Source organism: Roseibium sp. ROS1 (assembly GCF_054658215.1).
Genome location: NZ_BAAGIG010000002.1, coordinates 85212 through 110099 on the forward strand (window position 1 = coordinate 85212; position 24888 = coordinate 110099).

A 24888-nucleotide genomic window follows, 5' to 3' on the forward strand; every position below is an offset into this window, starting at 1 on the left:
TCTCATTCATTTCTGAAGCAAGTAGATTTCTTGTCGAAAGGAGACGCCAATGAGCCCGTCATCTTTGATGATCCAATTGGCAAACATCGTTCTTTCGGTTCTGGAGTTCCTGGCTTCACCCACTGGCGGCCGCGATATCGGCCGCGACATTCTTCATCAGATCGGTCTGCGCGGCGGCCGCAAGAAGAAGAAATAGCGGGTACGGGAGTTTCAAGCAGCCTGTGCTTCGAAGCTGTTTCGAAGCACGGATAGCTGTGTGCCGGCTGTCATATTCGCAGTCGGACCAGGTTCGACCGGTTACTGCCGTTCCCGCTTATCTGTTAGAAATGGACTATTCGCCATGGCGACAACATGGACCAATGAAATGCCGTCATCTGCCGGTTTCTGGAGCAAGGCTGCGCGCAAATATGCTGCGTCTCCAATCCGCAACCAGGAAGCTTACGAAAAGACGCTGGAGCGTACGACGGAACACCTGGGGCCGCAGGACAGTGTTCTGGAACTGGGCTGCGGCACAGGGTCGACGGCGCTTTTGTTGGCCGGCAATGTCAGGTCTTATCTTGCCACCGATTTCGCCAGCGGCATGATCGAGATTGCACAGGCGAAATTGAAGGGTGGGCCGGATACCGATGATCATCCGCAAGGGTTGAAGTTTGCCGTTGCCGATGTCTTCAGCGACAAGGTCGAGCCGGGGGAAACCGGGTACGATGCCATCCTTGCCTACAACTTCCTGCATCTGGTGGAAAACGCCGAGGACACTCTGTCCCGTATTCATCATCTCCTGAAACCGGGTGGGCTGTACATTTCCAAGACCGTTTGCCTGAAAAGGCGCGCGTGGCTGTTTGCTCCCCTCGTCAAGGTGATGCAACTGGTTGGCAAGGCGCCTTTTGTCCGTTTCTTTTCCTTCGACACACTGGAAGACAGCATCCGGTCGGCAGGGTTCGAAATCATCGAGACAGGAACCTATCCTGCACCCTACAGCCGCTTTGTCGTGGCAAGGAAGCTCTGACAGGGGTGCGCAGAAAAAGCAGCGTCGCGGTTATTACTTAAATCGATTGAATTGGCCGGTTGTAGCGACTTGCAGATGAGGGGTGTTGAGTGCTAGGTGTGATCTGTCTCGCCACACTTGCTCCCTCGAAAGCTGCAAATGCTCGTCCGCGACCACGCCTTTTTCGCGTCCATGTTCCTGACGGTTCTGGCCGACCAGATCCTCCTGTTTCTGGTGCCGCTGGTGATCTTCCAGATAACCGGCGATGTCGCCTGGTCCGGCCTCGCCTTCTTCTTCGAAACCTTGCCGCGCTATCTGACATTTCCAGTCGCAGGAATTCTGTGTGACCGGTTCTCGCCGATCCTGCTGCTGCGTATCAGCCGCATCCTGCGGGCTGTGGCCTGTATTGTCGGTATAGCCGGTCAGCTTGCATTTGGTGGGGTCTGGTGGCTGATCGGGCTTTCTGCCGTTGTCGGCATTTTCACGACGCAGGGAATGCTGGCGCTGGAAATGGTGCTTGTACGTGCCTTCTCCGACCAGCGTTTCGAAAAAGTGGCGAGTTACGGACAGCTCGCCTCGCAAATGGGCGTCGTGCTCGGTCCGTTGGTCGCCGCCTACCTCATGGCGTTCTGGCCCTGGCAGGCAGTGGTCGTGCTGGCAACGGTCCTGTTTGTGTTGGCCGATCTAGCCTTTTACTTCTGGCCCGGTCAGGCGCGAATGGAAGGCGCTCCAGGCAGGCGTGTTTCACGCCATCCCGTGGCGGACCTCAATCACGCGCTCAAGCTGGTCTGGGCATTGCCGGGCCTGACGCGGGCAATCCTGCAGGCCGCCGGCGTCAACCTGATCATTGGCGCGACGTTGGCAACGGCTGCCGCCATGATGACGGGCTTTTTCAGCCAAAGCGAACAGGTCTACGCCTGGCTTCAGGTCGGCGGAGCCCTGGCGACACTTGCCGTCCTGACGCTGACCGCACATGTTGCGCTCAGCCTGAAGACCCTCGGCGTTACGGCTTACGGGTTGATCTGCGCGGGGGCCGTGCTGACAGGCCTTGGAGCCCATCCGCTGATCTATGCGGCAGGTTTCCTGCTGATCGCCGGGTTCGACAAGATGTTCAACATCTATGTACGCACCTTGCGCAAGGAGATCATACCGCCGGAGGAATTCGGCAAGACAACCGGCGTGATCATCTGCCTCAACAATCTGTCGCAGCCGCTGGCTGGCCTCATCGTCGCCATTTTCGCAGCCGGAGACGACGCAAGGGCCGTCCTGCTTGGCCTTGCCGGTGCAATGGCAGTGCTGGGCGTCATGACATTCCGGCGCGCCGCCACGCAGTCGTAACACGTGGCATGGGGTGGCAGATCAGCTGACCGCCGGTTGGTCTCGCAAGGCCGTCAACCCTTCTGCTGACCGTCTGACGATATCCGCGATCTCGGTGAGCTGGCCTGCCAACGGGCTCCTTCTACGCCAGACCATGCCGATTGTCCGGGTCGGTTCGGGGGCTTCAAAACGCGAGATCGCAACTGATGCCGAACGCGTCTCCACGGGAACGGCCATTTCCGGAATCAGGGTGACACCCATCCCCGCACTGACCATCTGGACCAGCGTTGAAAGGGAACTTGCGTCCAGCACTTCGCGCGGTGGGCCGGATTGCAGGTTGCAGAAGGACAGGGCCTGATCGCGAAAACAATGGCCTTCCTCCAACAAAAGCAACCGCATCTCGCGCAGGCTGTCGGCGCTCGGCATTGGTGCGTTGGCTTCCCGCGCCGAGCGCACCAGCACGAAGCGCTCGCTGAAAAGGGCCGTTTCGGCAAGTGTGCCTTCGGAAACCGGCAAGGCCACAATAGCCGTGTCGAGGCGGCCTTCGTCCAGCTCGTCGATCAGGTTCGGCGTCACTGTCTCGCGCACATGAATGTCCAGCTCCGGATAGCTCCTGGTCAATGCTCCGACAACGCTCGGCAGAAGATAGGGGGCGACAGTCGGAATGACGCCGATGCGCAGCCGCCCGACAAGCCTTTCGCGTGATGCCCTGGCAAGGTCACCCAGCTCCTCGGTGGCCCGCAGGATGTCGCGGGCACGCTCGGCGGCAACTTCACCAAAATGTGTCAGGCGGATTTGTCTGGCCCCGCGTTCGAACAAGCTCGCGCCGAGCACTTCCTCCATTTCCTTGATCTGCATGGACAGCGCCGGCTGCGAAATGGCGCAGGCCTCGGCTGCCTTGCCGAAATGACCGTGCCGAGCGAGGGCCTCGAAATAGCGCAACTGTTTGAGGGTGATATTGATCATAAGCATAACTTATCGAACTTATCAGAAAATTCAACTTCCTCTGATCGATTGCCTTTGCTAGCGTCAATCTGCACAGACGAGATCAGGTGGCATGCAAACACCCCTTGCGATGCCGGTTGATTTTTGTGCGCGGAGATTTTGGGAGATTTGAGGAAACCGATCTGTCCCGGGCTCATACGGGCCTTGCGGATATCACGGGCGTCTCACGCGGCCCGAATAATCGAACGTTTCAGATGACAGTGGAGAGAGTTATGGACGCTAAGGTGGAAAAGACAGGCGGTTGCCCTGTAATGCACGGCGGCAACACGGCGATGGACAAGCCGGTAACGAAATGGTGGCCGGATGCGTTGAACCTCGACATCCTGCACCAGCGCGGTGCACGCACCAATCCGATGGACCCCGACTTTAACTACCGTGAAGCCGTGAAGGGTCTCGACCACGAGGCAGTCAAGGCCGACGTCCGTGCGCTCATGACCGAAAGCCAGGATTGGTGGCCGGCTGACTGGGGTCACTACGGCGGTCTGATGATCCGCCTGGCATGGCATTCCGCCGGTTCCTACCGCATGCAGGACGGCCGCGGCGGCGCGGGCTCCGGCAACATCCGGTTCGCTCCGCTGAACTCCTGGCCCGACAACGCCAGCCTGGACAAGGCCCGCCGTCTGCTGTGGCCCGTCAAGAAGAAGTACGGCAACGCGCTTTCCTGGGCCGACCTGATCATTCTGGCCGGTAACATGGCTTACGAATCCATGGGTTTCAAAACCTTCGGTTTCGGTTTCGGCCGGGAAGACATCTGGGGTCCGGAAACCGACGTTTACTGGGGTTCGGAAAAGGAATGGCTCGCACCGGTCGAGAACCGTTTTGAAAACGCCGATGATGCGACCTCCCTGGAGAACCCGCTTGCGGCGATCCACATGGGCCTGATCTACGTCAACCCGGAAGGCGTGAATGGCCAGCCGGACCCGGTCAGAACCGCAGCGCATGTTCGCGAAACCTTCAAGCGCATGGCGATGAACGACGAGGAAACCGCGGCATTGACTTGTGGCGGCCACACCGTCGGCAAGGCCCACGGCAACCGGTCTGCTGAAGGAATTGGTGTCGAGCCGGAAGCCGCCGGCGTCGAGTCGCAGGGCTTCGGCTGGGCGAACACCGAACAGGGTGGCAAGGCTTCCAATGCGTTCACCTCCGGTATCGAAGGTGCCTGGACGCAATTCCCGATCCAGTTTGACATGGGCTACTTCGATTACCTGTTCAACTACGACTGGGAACTGCGCAAGTCCCCGGCTGGTGCCTGGCAGTGGGAACCGGTCAACATGCCGGAAGACAAGAAGCCGGTTGATGCATCTGATCCGTCGATCCGCCGGAACCCGATGATGACCGATGCCGACATGGGCATGAAGATGGACCCGGTCTACAACGAGATCTGCCGGAAGTTCATGGCTGACGAAGCCTATTTCCGCGATTGTTTTGCCCGCGCCTGGTTCAAGCTGACCCACCGCGACATGGGCCCGAAGGTCAACTACCTTGGTCCGGACGTTCCGGCTGAAGACCTGATCTGGCAGGACCCGATCCCGGCTGGTTCCACCTCCTACGATGTGGACGCCGTGAAAGCGAAAATCGCAGCCAGTGGCTTGACCGCTGCAGAGATGATCGCAACCGCATGGGACAGCGCCCGGACCTTCCGTGGGTCCGACAAGCGCGGCGGCGCCAATGGGGCGCGCATCCGCCTCGCGCCGCAGAAGGACTGGGAAGGCAATGAACCGGCACGCCTCGCCAAGGTTCTGGCCAAGCTCGAGCCGATTGCTGCCGAAACCGGTGCTTCGGTTGCCGATGTCATTGTTCTGGCCGGCAATCTCGGTGTGGAACAGGCAATCAAGGCAGGTGGCTTCAACGTCTCTGTTCCGTTCGCTCCGGGCCGCGGTGACGCAACCGACGAACAGACGGATGCAGAGTCCTTTGAAGTTCTGGAGCCGCTCGCTGACGGCTTCCGCAACTGGCAGAAGAAGAAATACGTTGTCAGCCCGGAAGAGATGATGCTCGACCGTGCACAGCTCTTGGGCCTGACCGCGCGTGAAATGACTGTCCTGGTGGGCGGCCTGCGCGTGCTGGGCACCAACTACGGTGGTTCCAAGTATGGTGTCTTCACCGACCGTGAAGGTGCCTTGACCACGGACTTCTTCGTCAACCTGACCGACATGGCCAACAGCTGGCATCCGGTTGCCGACGGTACCTACGAAGTGCGCGACCGTCAGCTGGGCACGTTGAAGTGGACCGCAACCAGCGCAGACCTGGTCTTCGGCTCCAACTCCATCCTGCGGGCCTATGCGGAAGTCTACGCTCAGGACGACAACAACGAGAAGTTCGTGAAGGACTTCGTTGAAGCCTGGACCAAGGTCATGAACGCAGACCGGTTCGACCTGATCTAAGGACGGTATCTGCAATTTGAGACAGATGGCGGCGCCCCGGGGTTTCCCGGGGCGCCGTTTTCTTTGGGGGGGCTTTCCGTCCGGTGCTGATTTTGCGCTGCAGCAGATCATTTTCATCAGCACTAACCCTTATCTCCTTGAAAAGGTCATTGTTCCGTCACAAGGTTTATGGTGCACTGCGAAGCAGTTTCAGGTTGCGCTTGAGACAGCGAAGTGTGGTGGTCGGCCGGTTTCCCTCCGTCCTGGCCGCCCAAGGTTTCGGGAGCTGTGCGCATATGTTTGATTTGACGGGCCACAAGGCCCTTGTTGTCGGTGTCGCCAACGATCAGTCCATTGCCTATGGCTGCGCCAAGGCCTTCCGTGCGCAGGGAGCAGATCTGGCGATCACTTATCTGAATGAGCGGGCCGAAGCCTACGTGCGGCCTCTGGCCGAACAGCTCGATGCGGAAATCATTGCCCCGCTCGACGTGCGTGATACAGAGCAGATGGATGCGCTGTTTTCCGAGATTGGGGCCAAATGGGGCCGTCTCGACACTTTGCTCCATTCCATCGCCTTCTCCAAAAAGGAAGACCTGCATGGTCGTGTGATCGACTGTTCCGCGGACGGCTTTTCGCTGGCCATGGACGTTTCCGTCCACTCCTTCCTGCGGCTTATCAAAAGGGCCGAGCCGCTCATGCCCCATGGCGGTACCTGCATGACAGTCTCTTTCATGGGCGCGCAGAAGGTCGTCGAGAACTATGGCGTCATGGGCCCGGTCAAGGCCGCGCTGGAAGCGGCCACCCGATATGCGGCAGCCGAGCTCGGATCGAAGGGGATCTCGGTCCATGCGCTGTCGCCAGGTCCGCTCAAGACCCGTGCCGCATCGGGCATTGCCGAATTCGACGCATTACTGAACGACGCGGCTGAACGCGCGCCGACACACCAACTGGCCACGATCGACGATGTCGGGGCCTATGCCGCCTTTCTTGCCAGCCGGGAGGCGTTCAACGTCACCGGGGCAGTGCACCCGATCGACGGTGGCTACAGCATTCTTGGATAGGAGGTCCTGATGAAGGACATTTTTGACGCGCTTGAAAAAGGCCAGAACGAATTTCTGGAATCGCTGCATGATGCCACCGCCTGGGGCCCCTCGGAGCGTTTTACGGCACTGCAGGCCCAGGCGACGGAGCTGTCCAACCTTGCGGAACTGATGGGCAGGGGACTGACGAAGCACCTGACCCGGATCTCGGACGATCACAAGACCCGTTGGCAGTCGAATATTTCCGAGTTCGGCAAAGCCGTGGAAGCCATGGGCGGTGCGCAGGAAAAAGGGTCTTTATACGAGGCCTGGGAAGACTACTGGAAGGATGCGGCCCAGCGCATGGTTCTCACAATGGACACGCTTCGTCAGCGCGGTGACATCTTCCTGGATCACGAAGAGGCCGGCTGTCCACCTGTCCTGATCTATGACTATGAAGTGGTTCTGGATGGTGCCGATCTGCCGCGCCCCAGCTGTTACATGCTGCTGAAAATCATTCCGCCCGCAGATCTGCCATGCCGTGATCCGAAACCCTGGAAACGGCCCTATATCATCATCGATCCACGGGCCGGACACGGAGCCGGGATCGGTGGTTTCAAACCGGACAGTCAGGTGGGCGTTGCCCTGCATGACGGTCACCCGGTCTACTTTGTTGCCTTCAAGCGCATGCCGGAGAAAGGCCAGACACTGGCGGACGTGACCCATGCCGAGGCGGCCTTTGTGCGCAAGGTCATGGAGCTTCACCCCGAAGCTCCGAACCCGGTGGTGACAGGGAATTGCCAGGGTGGTTGGGCGACGCTGCTGCTGGCTGCCATGAACCCGGATCTGACCGGGCCGGTCATCCTCAATGGGGCGCCTGTGTCCACATGGTCCGGCCGGGTCGGTGAAAACCCGATGCGTTATAATGCCGGTGTCCTGGGTGGGACCTGGAACGCGATGTATTACTCCGACCTTGGTCACGGCATCTTCGATGGCGCCGACATCGTGCAGAATTTCGAACTGCTCAATCCGGCCCGGAACTACTTCGGCAAGTACTACGATCTCTATGCCAAGGTAGATACCGAGCCAAAGCGTTTCCTGGAGTTCGAACGCTGGTGGGGCGGGTATTTCCTGCTGAACGAAGCTGAGATGAAGTGGATTGTCGAGCAGCTCTTCGTCGGCAACCGTCTTTCCAAGAATGAGGCACAGCTTGAGCCCGGCCGAAACGTCGACATCAAGCATATTCGCGCGCCGATCATCGTTTTCGCCAGCTATGGCGACAACATCACACCGCCGCAGCAGGCCCTCAACTGGATCATCGACACCTACACGGATGAGCGGGAAATCGCCATTCGTGGCCAGCGGATCATCTATATGATCCACGAACAGGTTGGCCATCTCGGCATTTTCGTGTCCTCCAAGATTGCGAAGAAGGAGCACACGGAAGTCACCTCGACACTGAAGACAATCGAGGCGCTGGCACCAGGCCTCTACGAAATGACCATCGACGACTATGAAGGCCCGCTGCTGGAGCGGGAATTCACGGTCAGCTTCCATGAGCGCAAGATGGAAGACCTGACGAAGATCGATGATGGCCGGGACGATGAAATACCCTTTGCCGCTGTTGCCCGTGCATCCGAGCAGCAGGCCGAATTCTACGATGTTTGCGTACGGCCTTTCGTGCAGGCTTTCGTCACCGAGCAGAGCGCGGATCTGCGTCGCAAGAGCCATCCGCTCAGAATGCAGCGTGCGCTGTTCTCCAGCCTAAATCCGGCTCTCGGCTGGTTGCCCGGTATTGCCGAACGTGCAAGGAACGAAAGGTCTCCGGCCACTGCAGGCAATCCGTTTGTCGAACTGGAAAAGGTCAATGCGGCCCTGATCGAGCAGTCCATGGATCTTTTCCGGGATTTGCGCGACACAGCCTACGAGAACCTCTTCTATTCCATTTGGGGCACGCCCTACATGCGCTGGTTCGGCCGAACCAAGCAACCGGGCCGAACGCTGAAGCGCAAGGACGAGTTGCGCAGCTTGCCGCCGGTCCAGGCAGCCCTGATGCATATCGAGGAAGGTGGTTTCTGCGAAGCGGTGATCCGTATGCTGATCCTGCTTGCCGACAGCCGGGGCAATGTTCGCCGCGACCGTCTGGAACGCTCAGCCCGTGTCCTGACACAGGACGAACCGTTCAAATCGCTCAATGCGGACGAACGCAGTTTCATTCTTCAGGAACAGACGCTGATCGTCGAATTTGCCCCCGAACTGGCAATCGAAACCTTGCCAAAGCTTCTGAAAACCCCGGAAGAGCGGGAACTCGCGGCCAAGGTTGTGCGGTTCATTCCCGGTGCAATAGACGAAATGACGCCGCATACACTGGAAACGCTGCAGCAGTTCCACAAGGTGCTGGGCCTGCCGCCTGTTTCGGGAGACATCACGGAAGATCCCCTTGCCGCGACCGATGTAGTCGTCGAGCCGGGTAAGGCAGACGCCCGAGCGGCACAGGAAGAGGCGGCGAGCAAGGCCCCCGCGAAGTCGGCGCCAACGCGGACAGCTCCCGTTAGGGCGGCTTCGGCTGCGTCAGTGCCGAGCAAATCGTCTCCTCGCAAGACTGCAACGCGAAAGGCAGCGGCGCGTAAGACGACGGCTCCACGCAAATCACGCAGCAGCGCGAAAAAACCGCAGGAACGGGCTGAATAATAATAGGGGGCGTCCGGGCCTCTCGGACGCCCCCACAGAGCCCCCCTGGAATTATTTTTGGAGTTTGGCTCTGATCTGAAACGGTGTTTCGCTTAGCAGGCTAAGACATGTTTCCGGCAATCCGGCACAGGTGGCGCCGATGTCCGACCGCCGGATTTGTCCGTTAAGCATAGCAAGATCGGTGCTGCTCACAAGTGCCGGAACGCTGCTTCCGGCAGGAATTTGAGCTGCCGAATTTCAAACTCTGTTTTTATTGCATTTTTCGCTACGCTCCAGCGTGATGGCGAAAGACAAACTTCCTATTCGCCACCCGAATGCCTACTTCTTGTCCGAAGCAGAGCCGCTCGCGGTTCGGAATCCCCTGTACCTGGGTGAGGGAAAACCCTGCTGCGAGAGAAAAATGAAGAGAAAACTGGCGGAGCCGCATGTTCGACTGGGCCTATAAGAAACGCTTGAAGGACGACCTGGAACTTTGGGTCGAGAAGGGCTGGGTGAGTTCTGCCGGTGCAACGGCCATATTGAAGGAGCAGGATCAGGACGACGGTCGTTCACGCCTGCCCATGGCCCTTGCCGGAATTGGAATGGTCTGCGTGGCTTTGGCACTGCTGGCATTCATAGCGGCAAACTGGGGAGCTATTCCGAAGTCCGTGAAGCTCGTCGGCATTGCACTGCTTGTCGTTGCGAGCAACGGTCTTGCGGCCTTTGCCGCTACAAGAGGGCGCAAGGGTATCGCGGATCTTGCCACTGGCTTTGCCACGCTGGTTTTTCTCGGTGGCATGGCGCTGGTCGGACAGATCTTCCACTTGCCTGCCGACTGGCCCGGTGGTGCTTTCCTTGTCTGTCTCGGTGCATTGGCTGCCGCGTGGCTCACCGGTTCGAAAACATCCCTGATCGTCGCTGCTGGTGCTGCCATAACCTGGCAGGTCATGCGGTCCGAATTCGGTTCGGCACCGCTGATGGAAGATCTGATCGGGTTTCTCCTTCTTGTCGCGGTGTTTGCACATCCGGTCGTTCACCCCGCACGGCTTTCGCGCTGGGCCGCGATTTCGCTGCTCTGGGTAACCTATGGCCGGTGGTTTGGCGAAACAGCGGAACTGATGAGCTCCAGCGATGATTTCATCACTGCAATGTTCCTAGCCGGAACCGGTGGTATGGCGGCCGCGATGATGTTGCTCGATCCCGTTGCTGATCTTTTCGTGAAGTGGTCAAGCGACCGGCCGACGCGCAGTCATGGGCATTGGCTGATGGCAAGGTCCCTTCAGGATGTCGGTATTCTGGTCTTGTCGGTGCTGGTCGTCCTGGCGCTCGTGTTTGTTCCCGAGGTTGCGGATGAACCGTCCTTGGGCGGCCTTGCAACGCTCCCTGCCATGGTGCCGTTGGCCGTCGCTCTGGCTCTCCTGGTGACAGGCCTGCTGCTATCCTACAAGACCGTGAAGTCGGGGGCGCTCTTCGGGGCAACCGGCCTGGCGCTCGTGGCCGTGCTGATGCCGGTTCTGACGGCCAACGTTCTCGTTCTGGCAGCCTTTGTTCTGGCCGCACTGATCGGTCTGTGCGCACTGGGGACATGGTATAACAACAGGTTCTGGATGCTTTGTGCCTATTTCGGCCTGACTGCGGTCGCGCTCTGGCTGCTTCAGGTCACCATCGGCAGTTTGCTGGGGCAGTCGCTGTTCTTCCTGGTGGCAGGAGTTCTGCTGTTGGCAATGGCCCTTTGGCTGGCACGTCTGATGAGGCGCGGTGGCCGGACGCCGGAACAAGGTGACGTCACCGGGGAGGTTCAGGAATGACCACGGCAACTGCAACTCCCGTTTCAAAACCGCAGTCCCGCGCCCCATGGCTGCTTTGGGGACTTCTGGCCCTGATCCAGCTTGGCCTCATCTCAATCCCGTTGTTCGACCGGCTGGACGTGCAACACAGCGGAAGCGCTGTTTCGCTTGCCGTGGTGCCGGTTGACCCGAGAGACCTGCTCCGTGGCGACTATGTAGTGATCAATCTTGCGATCGGCACCATTTCCAGGACGGTGCCCGGTGCTGACAAGGTCCTGTCGGGAGACAGCATCTTCGTCGGTCTGAAGTCAGAAGGAACGGGTGCTGCGGTGCCGGTGCTGATCGCGAAGGAAAGAGCTGACGCCGGTGATCAGGCGATCGCCGGTACCGTTCGCTCCGTTCTTGGTGACGAAATACGGGTGGACTACGGTATCGATGCCTTCTTCCTGCCCGAGGGCGAGGGACTTGAAATCGAACGCATGGACACATCGCGCATTCTTCTTGAAATCTCGTTGACCGAAGACGGCCGGTCGCTGCCGGTAAACCTGCTGGTGGATGGAAAAGCAATCCGGTCTGATGCGATCTTTTGACCTTCGGCCATTCTGGCGGTATGAGCGCGTCAGCTGAAACCCGTCTGAAAGACCGCCATGTCCGATCCCGCGCTCGATACACTCGTCTTGCCTCTTGAAACCGGGGCTGTCGAGCTTGCCGACAAGAGCCGCGTCCTGTTCCTGCGCGCAAGGACAGGGCGTCCGCTTGCAGCGCTTGCGGACGCAGATCTTGTTTGCGAACAGAGTTTCGCACCAGACCGGGATGCGCTGCAAAAGGCAGGGCTGAAGGTAGACGCGGAGACGGAAGATAAAAGCTTCGACGCTGTTCTCGTTCTTCCTGGTCGTCAACGGCAAGAAGCAAGGGCACAGCTTGCCCGTGCGGTTTCAAAGACACGGCCGGGTGGGACCGTGATTGCCTGCGCGCCCAACACCGAAGGTGCCAAGACGCTGGAAAGCGATCTTCAGGAGCTTCTGGGCAGCGCCGAGAAAATGACCAAGAACAAGTGCCGGGTTGTCTGGAGTGAACTTTCCGATGACAGCCTGAACACCGCGCTTCTCGCCGAATGGCTGGTACTCGATGCGCCGCGGACCGTGCTTGACGGCGCATTCGTCAGCCGGCCGGGCATCTTCGCCTGGGACAGGATCGACCCGGCCTCCAGACTTCTGGCAGACCTTGTGCCGGCAACGCTGAAGGGCAGAGGCGCTGATCTTGGAGCGGGCTTCGGTTATCTGACACGTGCCGTTTTCGAGAAAGCTCCGAAGGTCACTTCGATGGATCTCTACGAGGCGGAAAAGCGTGCGCTGGATCTGGCCGAACAGAACCTGGCTGCCTTCAAGGGGCTCAGAACGATGAACGGCATCTGGTCGGATGTGACCCAGGGCATCGAAGGACCTTACGACTTCATCGTCTCCAACCCGCCGTTCCACCAGGCCGGCAAGGCAGATCGTGCCGACGTCGGTCAGGGCTTCATTCGCGCCGCTGCCCGCGGACTGCGGCCGGGTGGCGAGTTCTTCATGGTCGCGAACCGGCATCTTCCCTACGAGCACACGCTGGGCGAAGTCTTCGCCGATGTGAAACAGCTCGCCGACGAAGGTGGCTACAAGGTGATCCGGGCCGTCAAAGGCAAGGGAGGTCGGTAAGATGCGTCTTGTAAAACTCCTTGCCAATCTCGGCTATGGCAGCCGGAAGGAAATGCAGGTCGCCATCCGCAACGGGTGGCTCACAGACCGCGAGGGCAGCCGTTTGAAGGCGGATGCCAAGACCGCTCACGAGGACATCCTCTTCGACGATGAGCCGCTCGACCCCGCACACGGGGTGGTGATCCTGATGAACAAGCCGCTTGGCTACACCTGCTCCATCAAGGATCAGGGCCGGCTGGTCTATGACCTGTTGCCGGACAGGTTCCGCATGCGAAAGCCGGTTCTGTCCACCATCGGTCGGCTGGACAAGGAAACGTCCGGTGCCTTGCTGTTTACCGACGACGGCACATTCCTGCATCGCGTCATCTCGCCGAAGTCCGAAGTTCCCAAGATCTACGAAGTGACACTCGACCGCCCGATGAAGGGCGACGAAGGCGCGCTGTTTGCCTCCGGCGACATGATGCTGGAAAGTGAAGACAAGCCGCTGAAGCCGGCGGAGCTTCAGGTTCTGGACGAAACCCATGCCCGGCTGACCCTGCATGAAGGCCGGTATCACCAGGTACGCCGCATGTTTGCAGCAACGGGCAATCATGTCACCGACTTGACCCGCAGCCACATCGGCGGCCTCGGTCTGGAAGGTCTCGAAGAGGGCAAATGGAAAGTGCTGTCCGAAGAAGAAAAGACACGCATTTTCGAAGGCGGATGAGGTCACGGTTCCCTTTTTCGCGGCGAGCGAGGAATTTTTTGTGATGAAAAGTCTTTTCTCTAAGTTCAATAAATTCAGATAGTTAGATTTCTTCTGATCGCCAATTTCTGAAAAATTCCAAAAAAGATTTCCCCCTGCTGCATCCAAAATTCGATCTGCCGTGTTTCCGGGAAGTGAGGCCAATCCGATGCCTCCTGCCTTTGAGAGACGGAGATCTGAAATGCCCCTTATTGCACGTAGCCTTCTGACAGCATCCGCCCTTGTTCTTGCCGCTGGCGCTGCTCACGCGACCCCTGCGATCGGTCTTGCCGGTGAAAAGACCCTGGTGGTCATCGACAGCAATTCCGGCAAGGTCACCGACACGATGGAAGTTTCCGGTGTCGACAGCCTGCTCGGCATTGACCTGCGGCCGGCGACGGGGCAGCTGATCGGCGTCAGTGGCGCTCATGAAATCGTCGAGATTGATCCGAAGACCGGTGCGGCAACGGTGATTTCCAAGATGGACAAGATGCTGCCGCTGAAAGACGGGCAGCCTGTCATCGTCGACTTCAACCCCAAGGCCAACAAGTTGCGCTTCATGACCGGTGTGACCAACCACCGGGTTGATATCGAAAGCGGCAAGGTGACCGTCGACGGCAGCCTGGCCTTTGAGGAAAAGGACATGCATGCGGGTGAGGCGCCGAACATCGTTGCAGCCGCCTACATCAACTCCTATGGCCAGCCGGAAACGACTGCGATGTATGACATCGACGCGACCATTGGTGCCGTCATCCGTCAGACTTCGCCGAACGATGGCACCCTTGCGGCCGTTGGCAAACTGGGTGTGGACGCTGCCGAAACCTATGCCTTTGATGTTGCCACCGACGCGGAAGGCAACAACAAGGCCTGGCTGGCAACCGGCACGTGGCTGCACACCGTTTCGCTGGAAACCGGCAAGGTGACCGACAGCTGGGAACTGGGTGGCCTGGAATGGCCGCTGCGCGACATCACGTTCATGACCGCGATGTAAGCCCCATCCAAAACACATGCTGACAGAGCATCTTCAGCCCGCTGAATGAACAAGGATGCTCTGGGCTTTGCGGCCCCTTCCCACCTGGTTCGCAAAGCCGATTGCCGGAGCAGCCTGGACCACCCACCCCAGGCTGCTCCGGTCCCTTACCGGTACGACTGGTCCGGCAACGCTTCTGATGCGTAGCAGTCAGGAGCCCTGGTGAGATTGAACAAGTGAGACCAACGTGCTGGATATGCCGGAAAGCGTAAGCGAAGTGGATCACGCGGCCCTACTGGCCGCCTGTGCACGCAAGGACCGGCAGGCCCTGCGACAGATCCTGGAACTGGAAGGCCCCAAGATGCTGGGCATTGCCAAGCGCATGTTGCGCCGGCAGGACCTTGCTGAAGATGCCCTCCAGGATGCGTTGGTCCTGATCTGGCGCAAGGCTTCCCAGTTTGACCCTGCGAAGGGATCCGGACGCGCGTGGATCTACGCGGTCCTGCGGAACAGGACCTTGAACATGCTTCGTGACGGGGCCCGGGAAGCGGCAACCGATGACGACAAGCTGGAACGCCAGATCGACGGCAGCGAACTGAACGAGGCGTGGGAAATGCTGGGCCATGACAGCGAGTTGCGCCGTTGTCTCGGACGACTGGAAACGGAAAAGCGCAGTGCCGTGCTGATGTCCTATATCTGGGGCTACACCCACGGTGAAATTGCCGGCCGGCTGTCGGCCCCCCTTGGAACGGTAAAGGCGTGGGTGCGCCGTGGCCTGACTTCCTTGCGGGAGTGCATGTCATGAGAACGGCCCGCCGAAACCTTGCCGAACTTGCCGACGAATTCGTCATTGGCCTGTGCGACCCAGAAGAACAGCGCGAAGTGGAAGATCGCCTGATGAAGGAGCCGGAATTGGCCGTTCTCGTGGAACTTGCCCGTCAGCGGTTCGCCGCCCTGGACGCCGCGACGCCCCGTGAAGCCGTGCCGGAGAGCCTTTGGCATCGCGTTGAAAGGCGTCTGGACGCCGTGGAAGAAAGTATTGCCGCTCCCGAGACGAAAGACAGTCGTGTTGAGGCGCCGGTGGATCTCAAGTCCGAGAGAGAAAAGCGCAGCAGGCCACTGATGTGGACGGCGGCAGCCAGTCTGGCAGCGAGCCTCGTACTTGCCATCGCGCTTGTCTGGAACCTGATGACGACAGTTGAGCCGCAGGTGATTGCCGTGCTTGTCAACGATGCCGGGCAGCCTGTTGCGATGATCGAAGGGGCTGAGAACAACGCGACCCAGGTCACGCTTCTGGGGCAGACCGATGTTCCGGCAGGAACGATCCTTCAGCTCTGGACCAAACCGGATCCGGATGGGCCGCCGGTTTCCCTGGGCATCTTCGATGAGCCTAAACAAACGATCCTGCAAGCTGCCGGGTTGCCGGTTCCCAAGCCAGACCAGCTTTATGAGATCACCTTCGAACAGCCGGGAGGTTCTCCAACCGGGTTGCCGACCGGCCCCATCCTCGGCAAGGGTCTTGCGAGGGAGCCTCGCTGATCATCGGTGTGAAAAGCACCGGAAGGGGTAAAGAACTGGAGAGCGCCCGGACATGTTCGGGCGCTCTTGACTATGAGACCCTTAATTCCTTTTTCGGCTGAGGACTCGGATGCGGCTGTCGAATTCGCCGCGGTCAACATAACAGCCGCGCAGATGGCGGAACCCGGTGCCGGGGTCGAAAGCGGCTCGGCCATGCAGGACCCGCCGATTGTCGAAGATCACCATCTCTCCGCCTTTCAGCCGTGTGGTGATGACGTAATTCCTTGATCGGGTCATCTGCATCAAGGTGCGATACGCCCCGTAATAAGCTTCCATTTGATCTGCCGGCAGATCGAAGATCCCGGCGAGATGGGCGTTGAAATGGAGCTCTTGCACGCGTGCGAACAGATCGAGTTCGATCACCGTGTGATGGCGGCGGATGTCGTAGTCCTCGTCGTGAAAGCGAAAGGGCACCGGCGTCTCGGCAAGGAGCCGGAAGGCCTCCGGATCAAGCCGGGCGAGATCGTCCGCAATCGCGAAGCCGTCACAAAAGGTCGAACCGCCACCTTCTGCTTCATTGGCAAGACAATGCAGGAACTGGAAGCCTGGTGGCAGTTCCTGATTGGCCAGGTCCGTATGCAAAGGAAGGGCATGGGACGTATAGGCCAGGTTATTCGGGTTCGGTTTGGAAATGACCTCAAACGTCGTGCCGAAATTGGTCTCCCGAAGAAAACCGATCCTGCGGGCGACATCGACACCTGCCTCCACGTCGTCAGCCATGCCGTCGACAAGAGCAAGGCCGGTTTTCTTGGCTTCGATCAGGAAAGCGAGAAGGAGATCGTCGTTGACCATCAAGTCGGCGGCCGCCGCTCGCGGAAGGCTTTCCGGGGCGAGATCACCGCGCCACAGCGCAGGTTCGATCTCGGCTGGATCGGCAAGTCCGACCCCAGGCCGGTGATCGAACAGCCAGTCGGCCCTGTAGCGGCTGACATGGCCGTCGCCGGACCAGGTAAGAATAATTTCATCCGCATCCTGTTCGGCCTTCGCGATGGAAATATCCATCGCAATGCCGGTCAGGTCGAAATGGCGTTCCTGCGTTTGCGGATGAAACCCGCTCGGGCAGTTGTCGCGAAGCCAGATGTAGGGAAAGTCGGTGCTGGTGCCATCGGTCCAGGCGACAGAAAGCATGCGGTCTTCACCGCGCAAGGTCACGTTCGTCATTTCTAAAATCCGTTGATGTCTTGGAGAGCAGGGACACCGGCAAGAGCCGGCAAACATCAACGGTCGGCAGGGGGCGGCCACCACCAATAGGCCTTGTTATGCGGATTGCCGCCATTGCGGCCGAGAACAGAAACCATCCACGGAACAGCCTGAACGCAGGCGATGCCTGCTGTTGAACCTGAAAAACGCTACATCAAAAAAAGCACCCGGCAAATTAAATTCTGCCAGGTGCCAGTCGTCTCGAATAATTTCAGGTTCAGTTCTTGGATGCCTTGGCTGCAAGGGCAATGGCGATGTAGCTCCAGCCGTTGATCAGCACCGAAATGCCGGCCAGAAGGCCAAGCGCCCAGGCGGCCGAACTCGGCAGCTCCAGCCAGATCATGGCACCAGCCACCAGGGACACAAGCCCTGCGATCAGCACCCAGACCCAGCCGTCATGCGGCTTCAGTTTGAAGGCCAGCAGGATCTGGCTGATGCCCTGCGCCACGAAGATGGCGGCAATCACCAGTGTCAGCGCGATGGTTCCCGCGAGCGGGTTCACATAAATCACGATCCCGCCGATGACGGCGATAATGCCGGTGATCAGGTTCCAGAGGAAACTGGCGGTACCATGGGTCTTGAAGGAATTGTAGATCTGAACCAGGCCGCCGACGAATAGCACGGCCGCGATCAGGATCGTCACGGCAATCGACGTTGCCAGGGGAGCGGCGATCAGGATGATGCCACCTATGACCAGCGCAATGCCGAGCGCCAGAAACCAGCCCCAGTTGTCCTGGATCTTTCTTCTCATATTCTCTACGGCCTGAACAGCATCTGTCATTTTGACCTCCTCACGCTCCGGTTGCCGTTGTTGACCGTAACCCCTTTGCAAATAAACGCAATATCCTGATGACAAATTGCCCGGGAAGGGGATCGTTCGACTGTGACTTGACTTTTGATGTGTATATGCACACAAAGCCCGCATGGAAGAAGACGATTTCTCGCTCTGCGTTCTCGACAACGCGCGCAAGGCCGCACGTGCCGTCAGCCGGCACTACGACAAGCTGGCGCGGCAGGTTGGCATGACGGCCGGACAGTTCTCCGTTCTTGTCTCGATCCGCAAATACGAAGGCGTGACGACGGCAGCACTGGCCAAGCGGCTGTCCATGGAACGAACGACACTGGTGCGCAATGTCGCTCTTCTGGAGCGCAAGGGGCTGGTCGCATCGCAACCCGTCCGGGACGGCCGCAGCAAACAGTATCGGCTGACCCCGAAGGGTGCGGAGCTTCTTGATACTGCCGTCCCGTTGTGGCGGCAGGCCCAGGCAGACGTGAAGGGACATCTCGGCAGCGATGAATTTCTGCGTGCCATCGACACCCTGAAACGGCTCTCGGAGCTATAGCCGGGCAAAAAGAATTTCCATTTCGGGCGGACTGGCAAACCGCCTCGACACATCTTAACTGCCGGGGCGGGGGCGCTGGCAAACCAATGTGAGGTAAGACATGCGACGTGTGGTCGTGACGGGACTGGGGACCGTTTCCCCGCTGGGCACCGGGGTAGATGCCTTCTGGAACCGGGTGAAAGACGGGAGCAACGGCATCCGCCAGATCACCCACTTCGATGCAGGTGAGCTGGCTTGCCAGATTGCAGGCGAGGTTCCTTCGAAAGCAGAAGACGAGCATGGCTTTGATGTCGATGCAGTGATGGATCCGCGCGAACAGCGCCGCTCTGACCGGTTCATCCATTTTGCCATGGGGGCGGTTCAGGAAGCGCTGGCCCATGCGGGTTGGGAGCCGAAGTCCGACAGGGACAAGGAACGCACAGGCACGATCATCGCGACCGGGGTTGGCGGGTTTCCGGCCATGACCGCCGGTACGCGGCTGGTGGACGAAAAAGGTCCCCGCCGGGCGTCGCCTTTTCTGGTGCCGTCGTTCCTGGCCAACCTGGCTGCCGGGCAGGTCTCCATCCGGCATGGCCTAAAGGGGCCGATTGGCGCGCCGGTGACTGCCTGTGCCGCCAGCCTTCAGGCCCTTGGCGATGCCGCCCGTATTATCCGTTCGGGAGAAGCCGACGTGATGGTGGCAGGCGGGTCAGAAGCCTGTATCGACAAGGTTTCCTACGCCGGGTTCTGTGCCGCGAAGGCCATGTCCTCCAAACGCAATGGCGACCCGGCCCATGCGTCCCGGCCATTTGACCAGGACCGTGACGGCTTCATCATGGGCGAAGGCGCTGGCATCCTGATCCTGGAAGACCATGATCATGCCACCGCCCGCGGTGCGACGATCCTGGCCGAGTTGGCCGGTTACGGCACCAGTGCCGACGCCTATCACGTTACCGCGTCTTCGCCGGACGGTGAGGGTGGTCTGCGGGCAATGCGGCAGGCCTTGTCGACGGCCAATCTCTCGCCCGGTGAAATCGGTTACGTCAATGCGCACTCCACATCGACGCCCGTCGGCGATGCTGCCGAAATTGCTGCATTGACAACGCTTTTCGAAAACCGTGGCAAGGACCTTGCGGTGTCGTCGTCAAAATCGATGTTCGGCCACCTGCTGGGAGCCGCGGGAGCCGTGGAGGCAATCGCCTGCGTCAAGGCCCTGATGAGCGGTCTGCTGCCGCCTTCCCGCAATCTGGAAGCGGCCGATGAGGCCATGAGCCGGTTCGAAATGATCCCCGGCAAGGCCATTGCTCGTGACGTCAACCACATCCTCACCAATGGCTTTGGTTTCGGCGGTGTGAACGCCAGCGCGGTGTTCTCGAAGGTGTGAAACTAAACGACCGTCAGACACTGCTCATTCTTTGAGCTTTTTAAAATCAAGAATCCCATATATGAGAAAATTCTCATTTATGGGATTTTTTGATGTCGAACCTTGATCAAGATCTTGCCCGGCGGCTGACCGAGCTGCGACGGGCCAGAAACTGGCCACTGGAATATCTGGCCGAATGCACCGGTATCAGTCGGGCCACCCTGTCTCGGATCGAGCGCGGCGATACCAGCCCGACCGCAAGCGTTCTCGGAAAACTTGCCGCGGCATTCGGCCTCTCAATGGCCGAACTGTTCGGAGCAGCCTCCGCAACAATCGAGCGGCTTGTTCCTCGGGACGTGCAGGCCGTCTGGACGGACCCGGAGACAGGCTATGTCCGCCGCACATTAACGCCGGCAGCAAGCGGGTATCGCGGGGCCATGATCGAAGGTTGCATACCCCCGGGTGCCACCGTTGCCTATGCCGCTCCGCCGGTTCCGGATCTGGAGCATCAACTTGTGCTACTGGAGGGGAGCCTGCGGATGGTCATCGGCCCGGATGCCTACGACCTGGAACCTGGTGATGCCCTGCGGTTTCGTCTCAACGCCCCCAACAGTTACCACGCGTCTGGAACGGTTCCGGCACGCTATTTCCTGACGGTGATCACGCCATGACACTTCCTGTAACCGAGACCGATCCTCTGCAAGTCCAGACGTTCACGCCTGAAGCCCCCGTCGGTCTGTTGTCCGCAGATGAGGTGCGCAGGTCGCTTCCCGCCCTGGGGCAGCTTCTGAAAGCATGTGTCGAAGATGGTGCCGGGATCGGCTTCCTGTTGCCGATGCCACAGGACAAGGCGGAAGCCTTCTGGGCGAGCAAGCTGCCCGCCATCGAAAGTGGGGAGGCATTTCTGCTTGCCGCGCGTCAAGGGGCGGACATTGCGGGCGTGGTGATGCTTGTGAAGGCAGGAGCCGACAACCAGCCCCATCGGGCGGACGTCGCCAAGCTGATGGTTCATCCGGAACATCGGCGCAAGGGACTTGCCAGAAAGCTCATGTCGGCCATCGATGGCCTTGCCCGTTCCGAGAACCGCTGGATGCTGGTGCTGGATACGGTCACCGGAGATCGGGCGGAAAAGCTCTACCCGACTTGCGGATACCAGAAGGTCGGCGTCATTCCGGACTACGCCTATAACAGCCACGGCCATCTGGACGCGACAACCGTGTTCTTCAAGGATTTGCGGTGAGGGGAAGCGATTTGCTCCGCAGTACAGGCGGCGGAGGCCCGAGGCCCGGGTCTCCGCTGGGATTTGCCTGGCTTGTCAGTCGCCAGGGTTGTTCAGCTGAGGAAGCAGACCCCCACGCCTGCGTTAGTCGCTGAACTCCACGGAGTCCGCCTTGACGCCAAGTTCCTCGAGCACTTCCTGAACCGCCTCCATCATGGGCGGCGGTCCGCAAAGGTAGAAGCGGCGGTCCAGATCAGGCACGAATTCCTTGATCATGTCCGCGTCGATCATGCCGTGGTGGCTGCCGGCCGTGTCTTCGTCTGAAAGCACGTGATCGATCTTCAGGCCGTCCATAGCCTCAAGTTCCTTGCGGTAGATAATGTCCTCCGAGGTCTTGTTGGCAAAGATCAGCTGGTTGCCGTTCAGCTTTCCCTTCTTCTCCAGGTCCCGGAATATCGCAAGGAACGGCGTGATGCCGGCGCCGCCGGCAATGAACACACCCGGCTCGTCATAGCGGAAAGTCTTGAACGGATCGGCGATCAGCACGTGGTCGCCCTCCTTCAGCTTGTGAAGGCGCTCCGTAACCCCGTCATGATCGGGGTATCCCTTGATGGTGAATTCGAGAGTTCGCTCTTCGGGCAAGGACGTCATGGTGAAGGGGCGAGTCTCGTCCCGCCATCCGTCTTCATCGAGCGCAATCTCTGTCGCGTCACCGACCTTGAAGTCGAACCCTTCAGGCTCGACAAGACGGAAGCGTTTCACATCGTGAGTGACCTGGTCGATCTTGAGAATGGTCGCCTTGTGCATCTGTGCGTCTCCTTCTTGCTCGAAAAGGAAACGCGACAGGTGGCGGCAGGTTCCGCCAGAACACGGTGTCCCGGCTGGGTGCCATAGGTCCGATTTGGTGCAATGTGCCCGGTGAGGCGCCTAGTGCTCCCGAGACCATGTGATCGCGGTGCCGGAGTGCAGAGCTGGGCGGTCCCAGAGTTGAATCAATTTCTGAAGTTGATGTGCCGAACGGCTTGCCTAACCTGCCTCGTTCAGCATTTCCAGCTCCAGCCACTGCTCTTCCGCAGCATCCTTTTCATTCGTGAGATCAGTAATTTGCTGGGATATCTTGGCAAATTTGTCAGGGTTCTTCACGTAGAGCTGCGGGTCGTTCATTTCCGCCTGAAGCGTTTCGAGACGTGCTTCAAGTTTCTCGATCGTGTCCGGCAGGGTTTTCAGAAGATGCTGCTGGGTGAAGCTCAGTTTTGATTTTGCCTGAGGCTTTTGCGGCGAAGCCTCTGGAGCGGAAGACTTTTCCTTCTTCACGGGCGCTGCCTTGTCGGCCTTGCGGGCGGTCACGCCTTCGCCGCGCTGTGCCAGCATGTCGGTGTAGCCACCGGCATATTCACGCCACAGGCCGTCGCCCTCCGAGACGATCACGGAGGTTGCCACCCGGTCGAGAAAATCGCGGTCGTGCGAGACGATCAGGGCTGTGCCGGGATAGTCGGCCAGCAGTTCCTGCAGCAGGTCGAGCGTTTCAAGGTCGAGGTCGTTGGTCGGTTCGTCGAGCACCATCAGGTTCGACTTGTTGGCCAGTGCCCGGGCGAGCATGGCGCGGGCGCGTTCACCGCCCGACAGCACACCCACAGGCGTACGGGCCTGTTCCGGCGAGAACAGGAAGTCCTTCATGTAGGACATGACATGCTTGGTCTCGTCGCCGATCACCACCGTATCGCCGCGCCCGCCGGTCAGGACCGAGGACAGCGTGTCGTTGAGGTTCAGGTTCTCGCGCTTCTGGTCGAGTGTGACCATTTCCAGGTTGGTGCCGAGCCGTGTCGTGCCCGTGTCCGGTGCCAGTTCGCCGGTCAGCATCTTCAGAAGCGTCGTCTTGCCGGCGCCGTTCGGGCCGACAAAACCGATCCTGTCACCGCGCTGGATGCGGGTCGAGAAGTCCTTGACGATGGCACGGTCGCCATAGGTCTTGGAAATGCCTTTGGCTTCGATCACCAGCTTGCCAGAGACTTCAGCATCCGTGGCAGCAAGCTTGGCGGTGCCTTGAGGCCCGCGATGTTCCCGCTTCTGTTTGCGAAGGTCGGCAAGCTCGCGCACGCGCCGCATGTTGCGCTTGCGCCGGGCGGTGACACCGTAGGTCATCCAGTGCTCTTCGCGCTTGATCTTCTGCGCCAGTTTCTGCTGGTCGACCTCTTCCTGCTCGAACACCTCGTCGCGCCACGCTTCGAAGTGGGCAAAGCCCTTGTCGAGCCGGCGGGCGACGCCGCGGTCGATCCAGACAGTGGTGCGCGACAGGTTTTCCAGGAAGCGACGGTCATGGGAAATCAGCACCAGGGCGGACTTCAGGCTCTTGAGCTCCTGTTCCAGCCATTCGATGGCGGGAAGGTCCAGGTGGTTGGTTGGCTCGTCGAGCAGCAGGATATCCGGCTCGGGGGCGAGCGTCCGGGCGAGGGCAGCTCGGCGGGCTTCGCCGCCGGAAAGGGACTTCGGGTCTTCCGTGCCGCTAAGGCCCAGGACTTCAAGAAGATAAGCGCCGCGATAGGGATCGTCGCCCTCGGTCAGGCCTTCGTTGACATACTCCAGTGTGGAGGCATAGGCGGAAAGGTCCGGATCCTGCGGAAGATAGCGCACCGTGCGGCCGGGCTGGAAGAAGCGTTCGCCCTTGTCCATCTCCACCATGCCGGCAGCAATCTTCAAAAGGGTCGACTTGCCGGAGCCGTTGCGGCCGACAAGGCACATGCGCTCACCTTCGGAAACGGAAAGCTCGGCACCGGTAAGAAGTGGCGTGCCGCCAAAGGTCAGATGAACGTCGCGAAGTGTCAGCAGCGGTGGAGCCATGAGGGTCTTGTTTTCCCGGTCGGAATGTCGGATCGGCGCCCGGTTTACTGGCCGCGCGTGAACCGCGCAAGCGGCCCGGAAAGAACGCCCAGCATTTTTGATCTTGATCTGAGAGATTTTGGTGCCCGAATGCGTTATTCTGGGCAGCGTGTGGACAGGGGCGACCAACAGGCGCGGGGCGTGCGCCGACAGGAGAGAGCATCATGTCTGACCTGAACCTGGCGAAACGCGAAGGGGGCTCTCTTGCCCGCAAGCGGTTTCGGATCTGTCTTGCCGCTGTCGCCGTGTGTCTGGCCGGGGCAGTCGCCGGCTTGACCGGCACATCGCCCGCACGTGCCGACGGGATCTATTTCAATGGTGTCGGTATCGGCTTCGGTTTCGGCAATCGTGGGTATCGCGGCGGTGCCTTCTACGCACCTTATGGTCTTTACGGCCCGCCTTACCGTCCCTATGGCGCACCTTACTATTACCACCCCTACGACATGCGGGCCTATCCCTACCGGTCGCGGGTCTATGTGAACCCGCCGCGCTATCGCGGACAACCGCAGCGTGTCCCCTATACCAAGACCGGACTGGCTCCTTTTACCCCTCAGTGGACGGCCTATTGCGCGCGGAAATTCAAGTCTTTCAACCCTGATACGGGCATGTATCTGGCTCATAGTGGAAAATATCGATTTTGCCGCTAGGATTGAAACATAATTGCGCGTGTTGAGGTCAAATTATTTGACCGCCGAGTAAAACAACGGAAAAATTTTCCGGTTTCGTTTAAAAACAAGCAAAAACATCGCCTTTTTGCGACTAAGGTCGAAATGTGCCGTTGGGGGATGCTTGATTGCT

23 protein-coding genes are annotated in these 24888 nt (G+C 59.5%); 18 read left to right on the top strand and 5 right to left on the bottom strand.

Features of this window, described 5'->3' with window-relative positions; genetic code table 11:
• The first annotated feature begins 49 nt into the window (after window positions 1–49).
• The 3 genes from ACYQ6M_RS08615 (at window position 50) to ACYQ6M_RS08625 (ending at window position 2323) form a co-directional block, all read left to right on the top strand.
• A complete protein-coding gene (locus ACYQ6M_RS08615; protein WP_023000028.1) occupies window positions 50–196 on the top strand; it encodes a hypothetical protein in 147 nt (48 codons plus the stop codon).
• A gap of 144 nt (window positions 197–340) precedes the next feature.
• On the top strand, window positions 341–1006 hold the full coding sequence (locus ACYQ6M_RS08620) for a class I SAM-dependent methyltransferase (protein ID WP_228869192.1): 666 nt from the start codon (window positions 341–343) through the stop codon (window positions 1004–1006).
• A gap of 138 nt (window positions 1007–1144) precedes the next feature.
• Window positions 1145–2323, top strand: a complete 1179-nt coding sequence (locus ACYQ6M_RS08625) for an MFS transporter (protein WP_460073296.1) — start codon at window positions 1145–1147, stop codon at window positions 2321–2323.
• A 21-nt stretch (window positions 2324–2344) separates the two neighbouring features.
• On the opposite strand, the gene ACYQ6M_RS08630 is transcribed toward ACYQ6M_RS08625, so the two are convergent.
• On the bottom strand, window positions 2345–3268 hold the full coding sequence (locus ACYQ6M_RS08630) for a LysR substrate-binding domain-containing protein (RefSeq protein ID WP_055658514.1): 924 nt from the start codon (window positions 3266–3268) through the stop codon (window positions 2345–2347).
• Window positions 3269–3519: 251 nt separating this feature from the next.
• On the opposite strand from ACYQ6M_RS08630, the gene katG reads away from it, so the two are divergent.
• The 10 genes from katG (at window position 3520) to ACYQ6M_RS08680 (ending at window position 16070) form a co-directional block, all read left to right on the top strand.
• Window positions 3520–5691 (top strand): catalase/peroxidase HPI, encoded by a 2172-nt coding sequence (katG, locus tag ACYQ6M_RS08635; protein WP_460073298.1) that lies wholly within the window; start codon window positions 3520–3522, stop codon window positions 5689–5691.
• 275 nt (window positions 5692–5966) lie between these two features.
• Window positions 5967–6731, top strand: a complete 765-nt coding sequence (gene fabI / locus ACYQ6M_RS08640) for an enoyl-ACP reductase FabI (protein WP_206905353.1) — start codon at window positions 5967–5969, stop codon at window positions 6729–6731.
• A gap of 9 nt (window positions 6732–6740) precedes the next feature.
• Window positions 6741–9380 (top strand): DUF3141 domain-containing protein, encoded by a 2640-nt coding sequence (locus tag ACYQ6M_RS08645; protein WP_460073300.1) that lies wholly within the window; start codon window positions 6741–6743, stop codon window positions 9378–9380.
• Between the two features lie 425 nt (window positions 9381–9805).
• On the top strand, window positions 9806–11167 hold the full coding sequence (locus ACYQ6M_RS08650) for a DUF2157 domain-containing protein (RefSeq protein ID WP_460073302.1): 1362 nt from the start codon (window positions 9806–9808) through the stop codon (window positions 11165–11167).
• Window positions 11164–11736 (top strand): GDYXXLXY domain-containing protein, encoded by a 573-nt coding sequence (locus ACYQ6M_RS08655; RefSeq protein ID WP_460073304.1) that lies wholly within the window; start codon window positions 11164–11166, stop codon window positions 11734–11736. The genes ACYQ6M_RS08650 and ACYQ6M_RS08655 overlap by 4 nt, the downstream gene beginning before the upstream one ends.
• 57 nt (window positions 11737–11793) lie before the next feature.
• Window positions 11794–12837: a class I SAM-dependent methyltransferase gene (locus ACYQ6M_RS08660; RefSeq protein ID WP_055658525.1), complete on the top strand. Its 1044-nt coding sequence runs from the start codon at window positions 11794–11796 to the stop codon at window positions 12835–12837.
• A gap of 1 nt (window position 12838) precedes the next feature.
• Window positions 12839–13543 carry a pseudouridine synthase gene (locus tag ACYQ6M_RS08665; RefSeq protein WP_055658527.1) on the top strand — a complete coding sequence of 235 codons (705 nt, stop codon included), beginning with the start codon at window positions 12839–12841 and terminating at the stop codon, window positions 13541–13543.
• A 220-nt stretch (window positions 13544–13763) separates the two neighbouring features.
• The gene (locus tag ACYQ6M_RS08670) at window positions 13764–14552 is read left to right on the top strand and encodes a DUF4394 domain-containing protein (RefSeq protein WP_023000039.1); all 789 of its coding nucleotides are present in this window, start codon (window positions 13764–13766) and stop codon (window positions 14550–14552) included.
• Window positions 14553–14787: 235 nt separating this feature from the next.
• Entirely contained in the window at window positions 14788–15336 is a 549-nt protein-coding gene (locus ACYQ6M_RS08675; RefSeq protein ID WP_152512082.1) for a sigma-70 family RNA polymerase sigma factor, read from the top strand.
• Window positions 15333–16070, top strand: a complete 738-nt coding sequence (locus ACYQ6M_RS08680; RefSeq protein WP_206905358.1) for an anti-sigma factor — start codon at window positions 15333–15335, stop codon at window positions 16068–16070. Before ACYQ6M_RS08675 ends, ACYQ6M_RS08680 begins: the two co-directional genes overlap by 4 nt.
• A gap of 81 nt (window positions 16071–16151) precedes the next feature.
• Here the strand turns inward: ACYQ6M_RS08680 and ACYQ6M_RS08685 are convergent, their stop codons facing one another.
• Window positions 16152–17270 (bottom strand): TauD/TfdA family dioxygenase, encoded by a 1119-nt coding sequence (locus tag ACYQ6M_RS08685; protein WP_460073307.1) that lies wholly within the window; start codon window positions 17268–17270, stop codon window positions 16152–16154.
• 256 nt (window positions 17271–17526) lie between these two features.
• Complete coding sequence (locus ACYQ6M_RS08690; RefSeq protein WP_031268980.1) at window positions 17527–18090, bottom strand: HdeD family acid-resistance protein; 564 nt, start codon at window positions 18088–18090, stop codon at window positions 17527–17529.
• A gap of 142 nt (window positions 18091–18232) precedes the next feature.
• Between ACYQ6M_RS08690 and ACYQ6M_RS08695 the strand changes: the two genes are divergently transcribed.
• The 4 genes from ACYQ6M_RS08695 (at window position 18233) to ACYQ6M_RS08710 (ending at window position 21234) form a co-directional block, all read left to right on the top strand.
• Entirely contained in the window at window positions 18233–18652 is a 420-nt protein-coding gene (locus ACYQ6M_RS08695; RefSeq protein WP_023000044.1) for a MarR family winged helix-turn-helix transcriptional regulator, read from the top strand.
• Window positions 18653–18752: 100 nt separating this feature from the next.
• Window positions 18753–20015: a beta-ketoacyl-ACP synthase II gene (fabF, locus tag ACYQ6M_RS08700; protein WP_460073309.1), complete on the top strand. Its 1263-nt coding sequence runs from the start codon at window positions 18753–18755 to the stop codon at window positions 20013–20015.
• Window positions 20016–20107: 92 nt separating this feature from the next.
• Window positions 20108–20665, top strand: a complete 558-nt coding sequence (locus ACYQ6M_RS08705; RefSeq protein ID WP_460073311.1) for a helix-turn-helix domain-containing protein — start codon at window positions 20108–20110, stop codon at window positions 20663–20665.
• A complete protein-coding gene (locus ACYQ6M_RS08710; protein ID WP_460073313.1) occupies window positions 20662–21234 on the top strand; it encodes a GNAT family N-acetyltransferase in 573 nt (190 codons plus the stop codon). The genes ACYQ6M_RS08705 and ACYQ6M_RS08710 overlap by 4 nt, the downstream gene beginning before the upstream one ends.
• Before the next feature lie 123 nt (window positions 21235–21357).
• Here the strand turns inward: ACYQ6M_RS08710 and ACYQ6M_RS08715 are convergent, their stop codons facing one another.
• Together ACYQ6M_RS08715 and ACYQ6M_RS08720 are read right to left on the bottom strand one after the other, a co-directional pair.
• Window positions 21358–22020 carry an FAD-binding oxidoreductase gene (locus ACYQ6M_RS08715; RefSeq protein WP_023000048.1) on the bottom strand — a complete coding sequence of 221 codons (663 nt, stop codon included), beginning with the start codon at window positions 22018–22020 and terminating at the stop codon, window positions 21358–21360.
• Between the two features lie 219 nt (window positions 22021–22239).
• Window positions 22240–24051: an ATP-binding cassette domain-containing protein gene (locus tag ACYQ6M_RS08720; protein ID WP_296598311.1), complete on the bottom strand. Its 1812-nt coding sequence runs from the start codon at window positions 24049–24051 to the stop codon at window positions 22240–22242.
• A gap of 203 nt (window positions 24052–24254) precedes the next feature.
• Between ACYQ6M_RS08720 and ACYQ6M_RS08725 the strand changes: the two genes are divergently transcribed.
• Complete coding sequence (locus tag ACYQ6M_RS08725; RefSeq protein WP_460073316.1) at window positions 24255–24737, top strand: BA14K family protein; 483 nt, start codon at window positions 24255–24257, stop codon at window positions 24735–24737.
• Window positions 24738–24888: the final 151 nt, after the last annotated feature.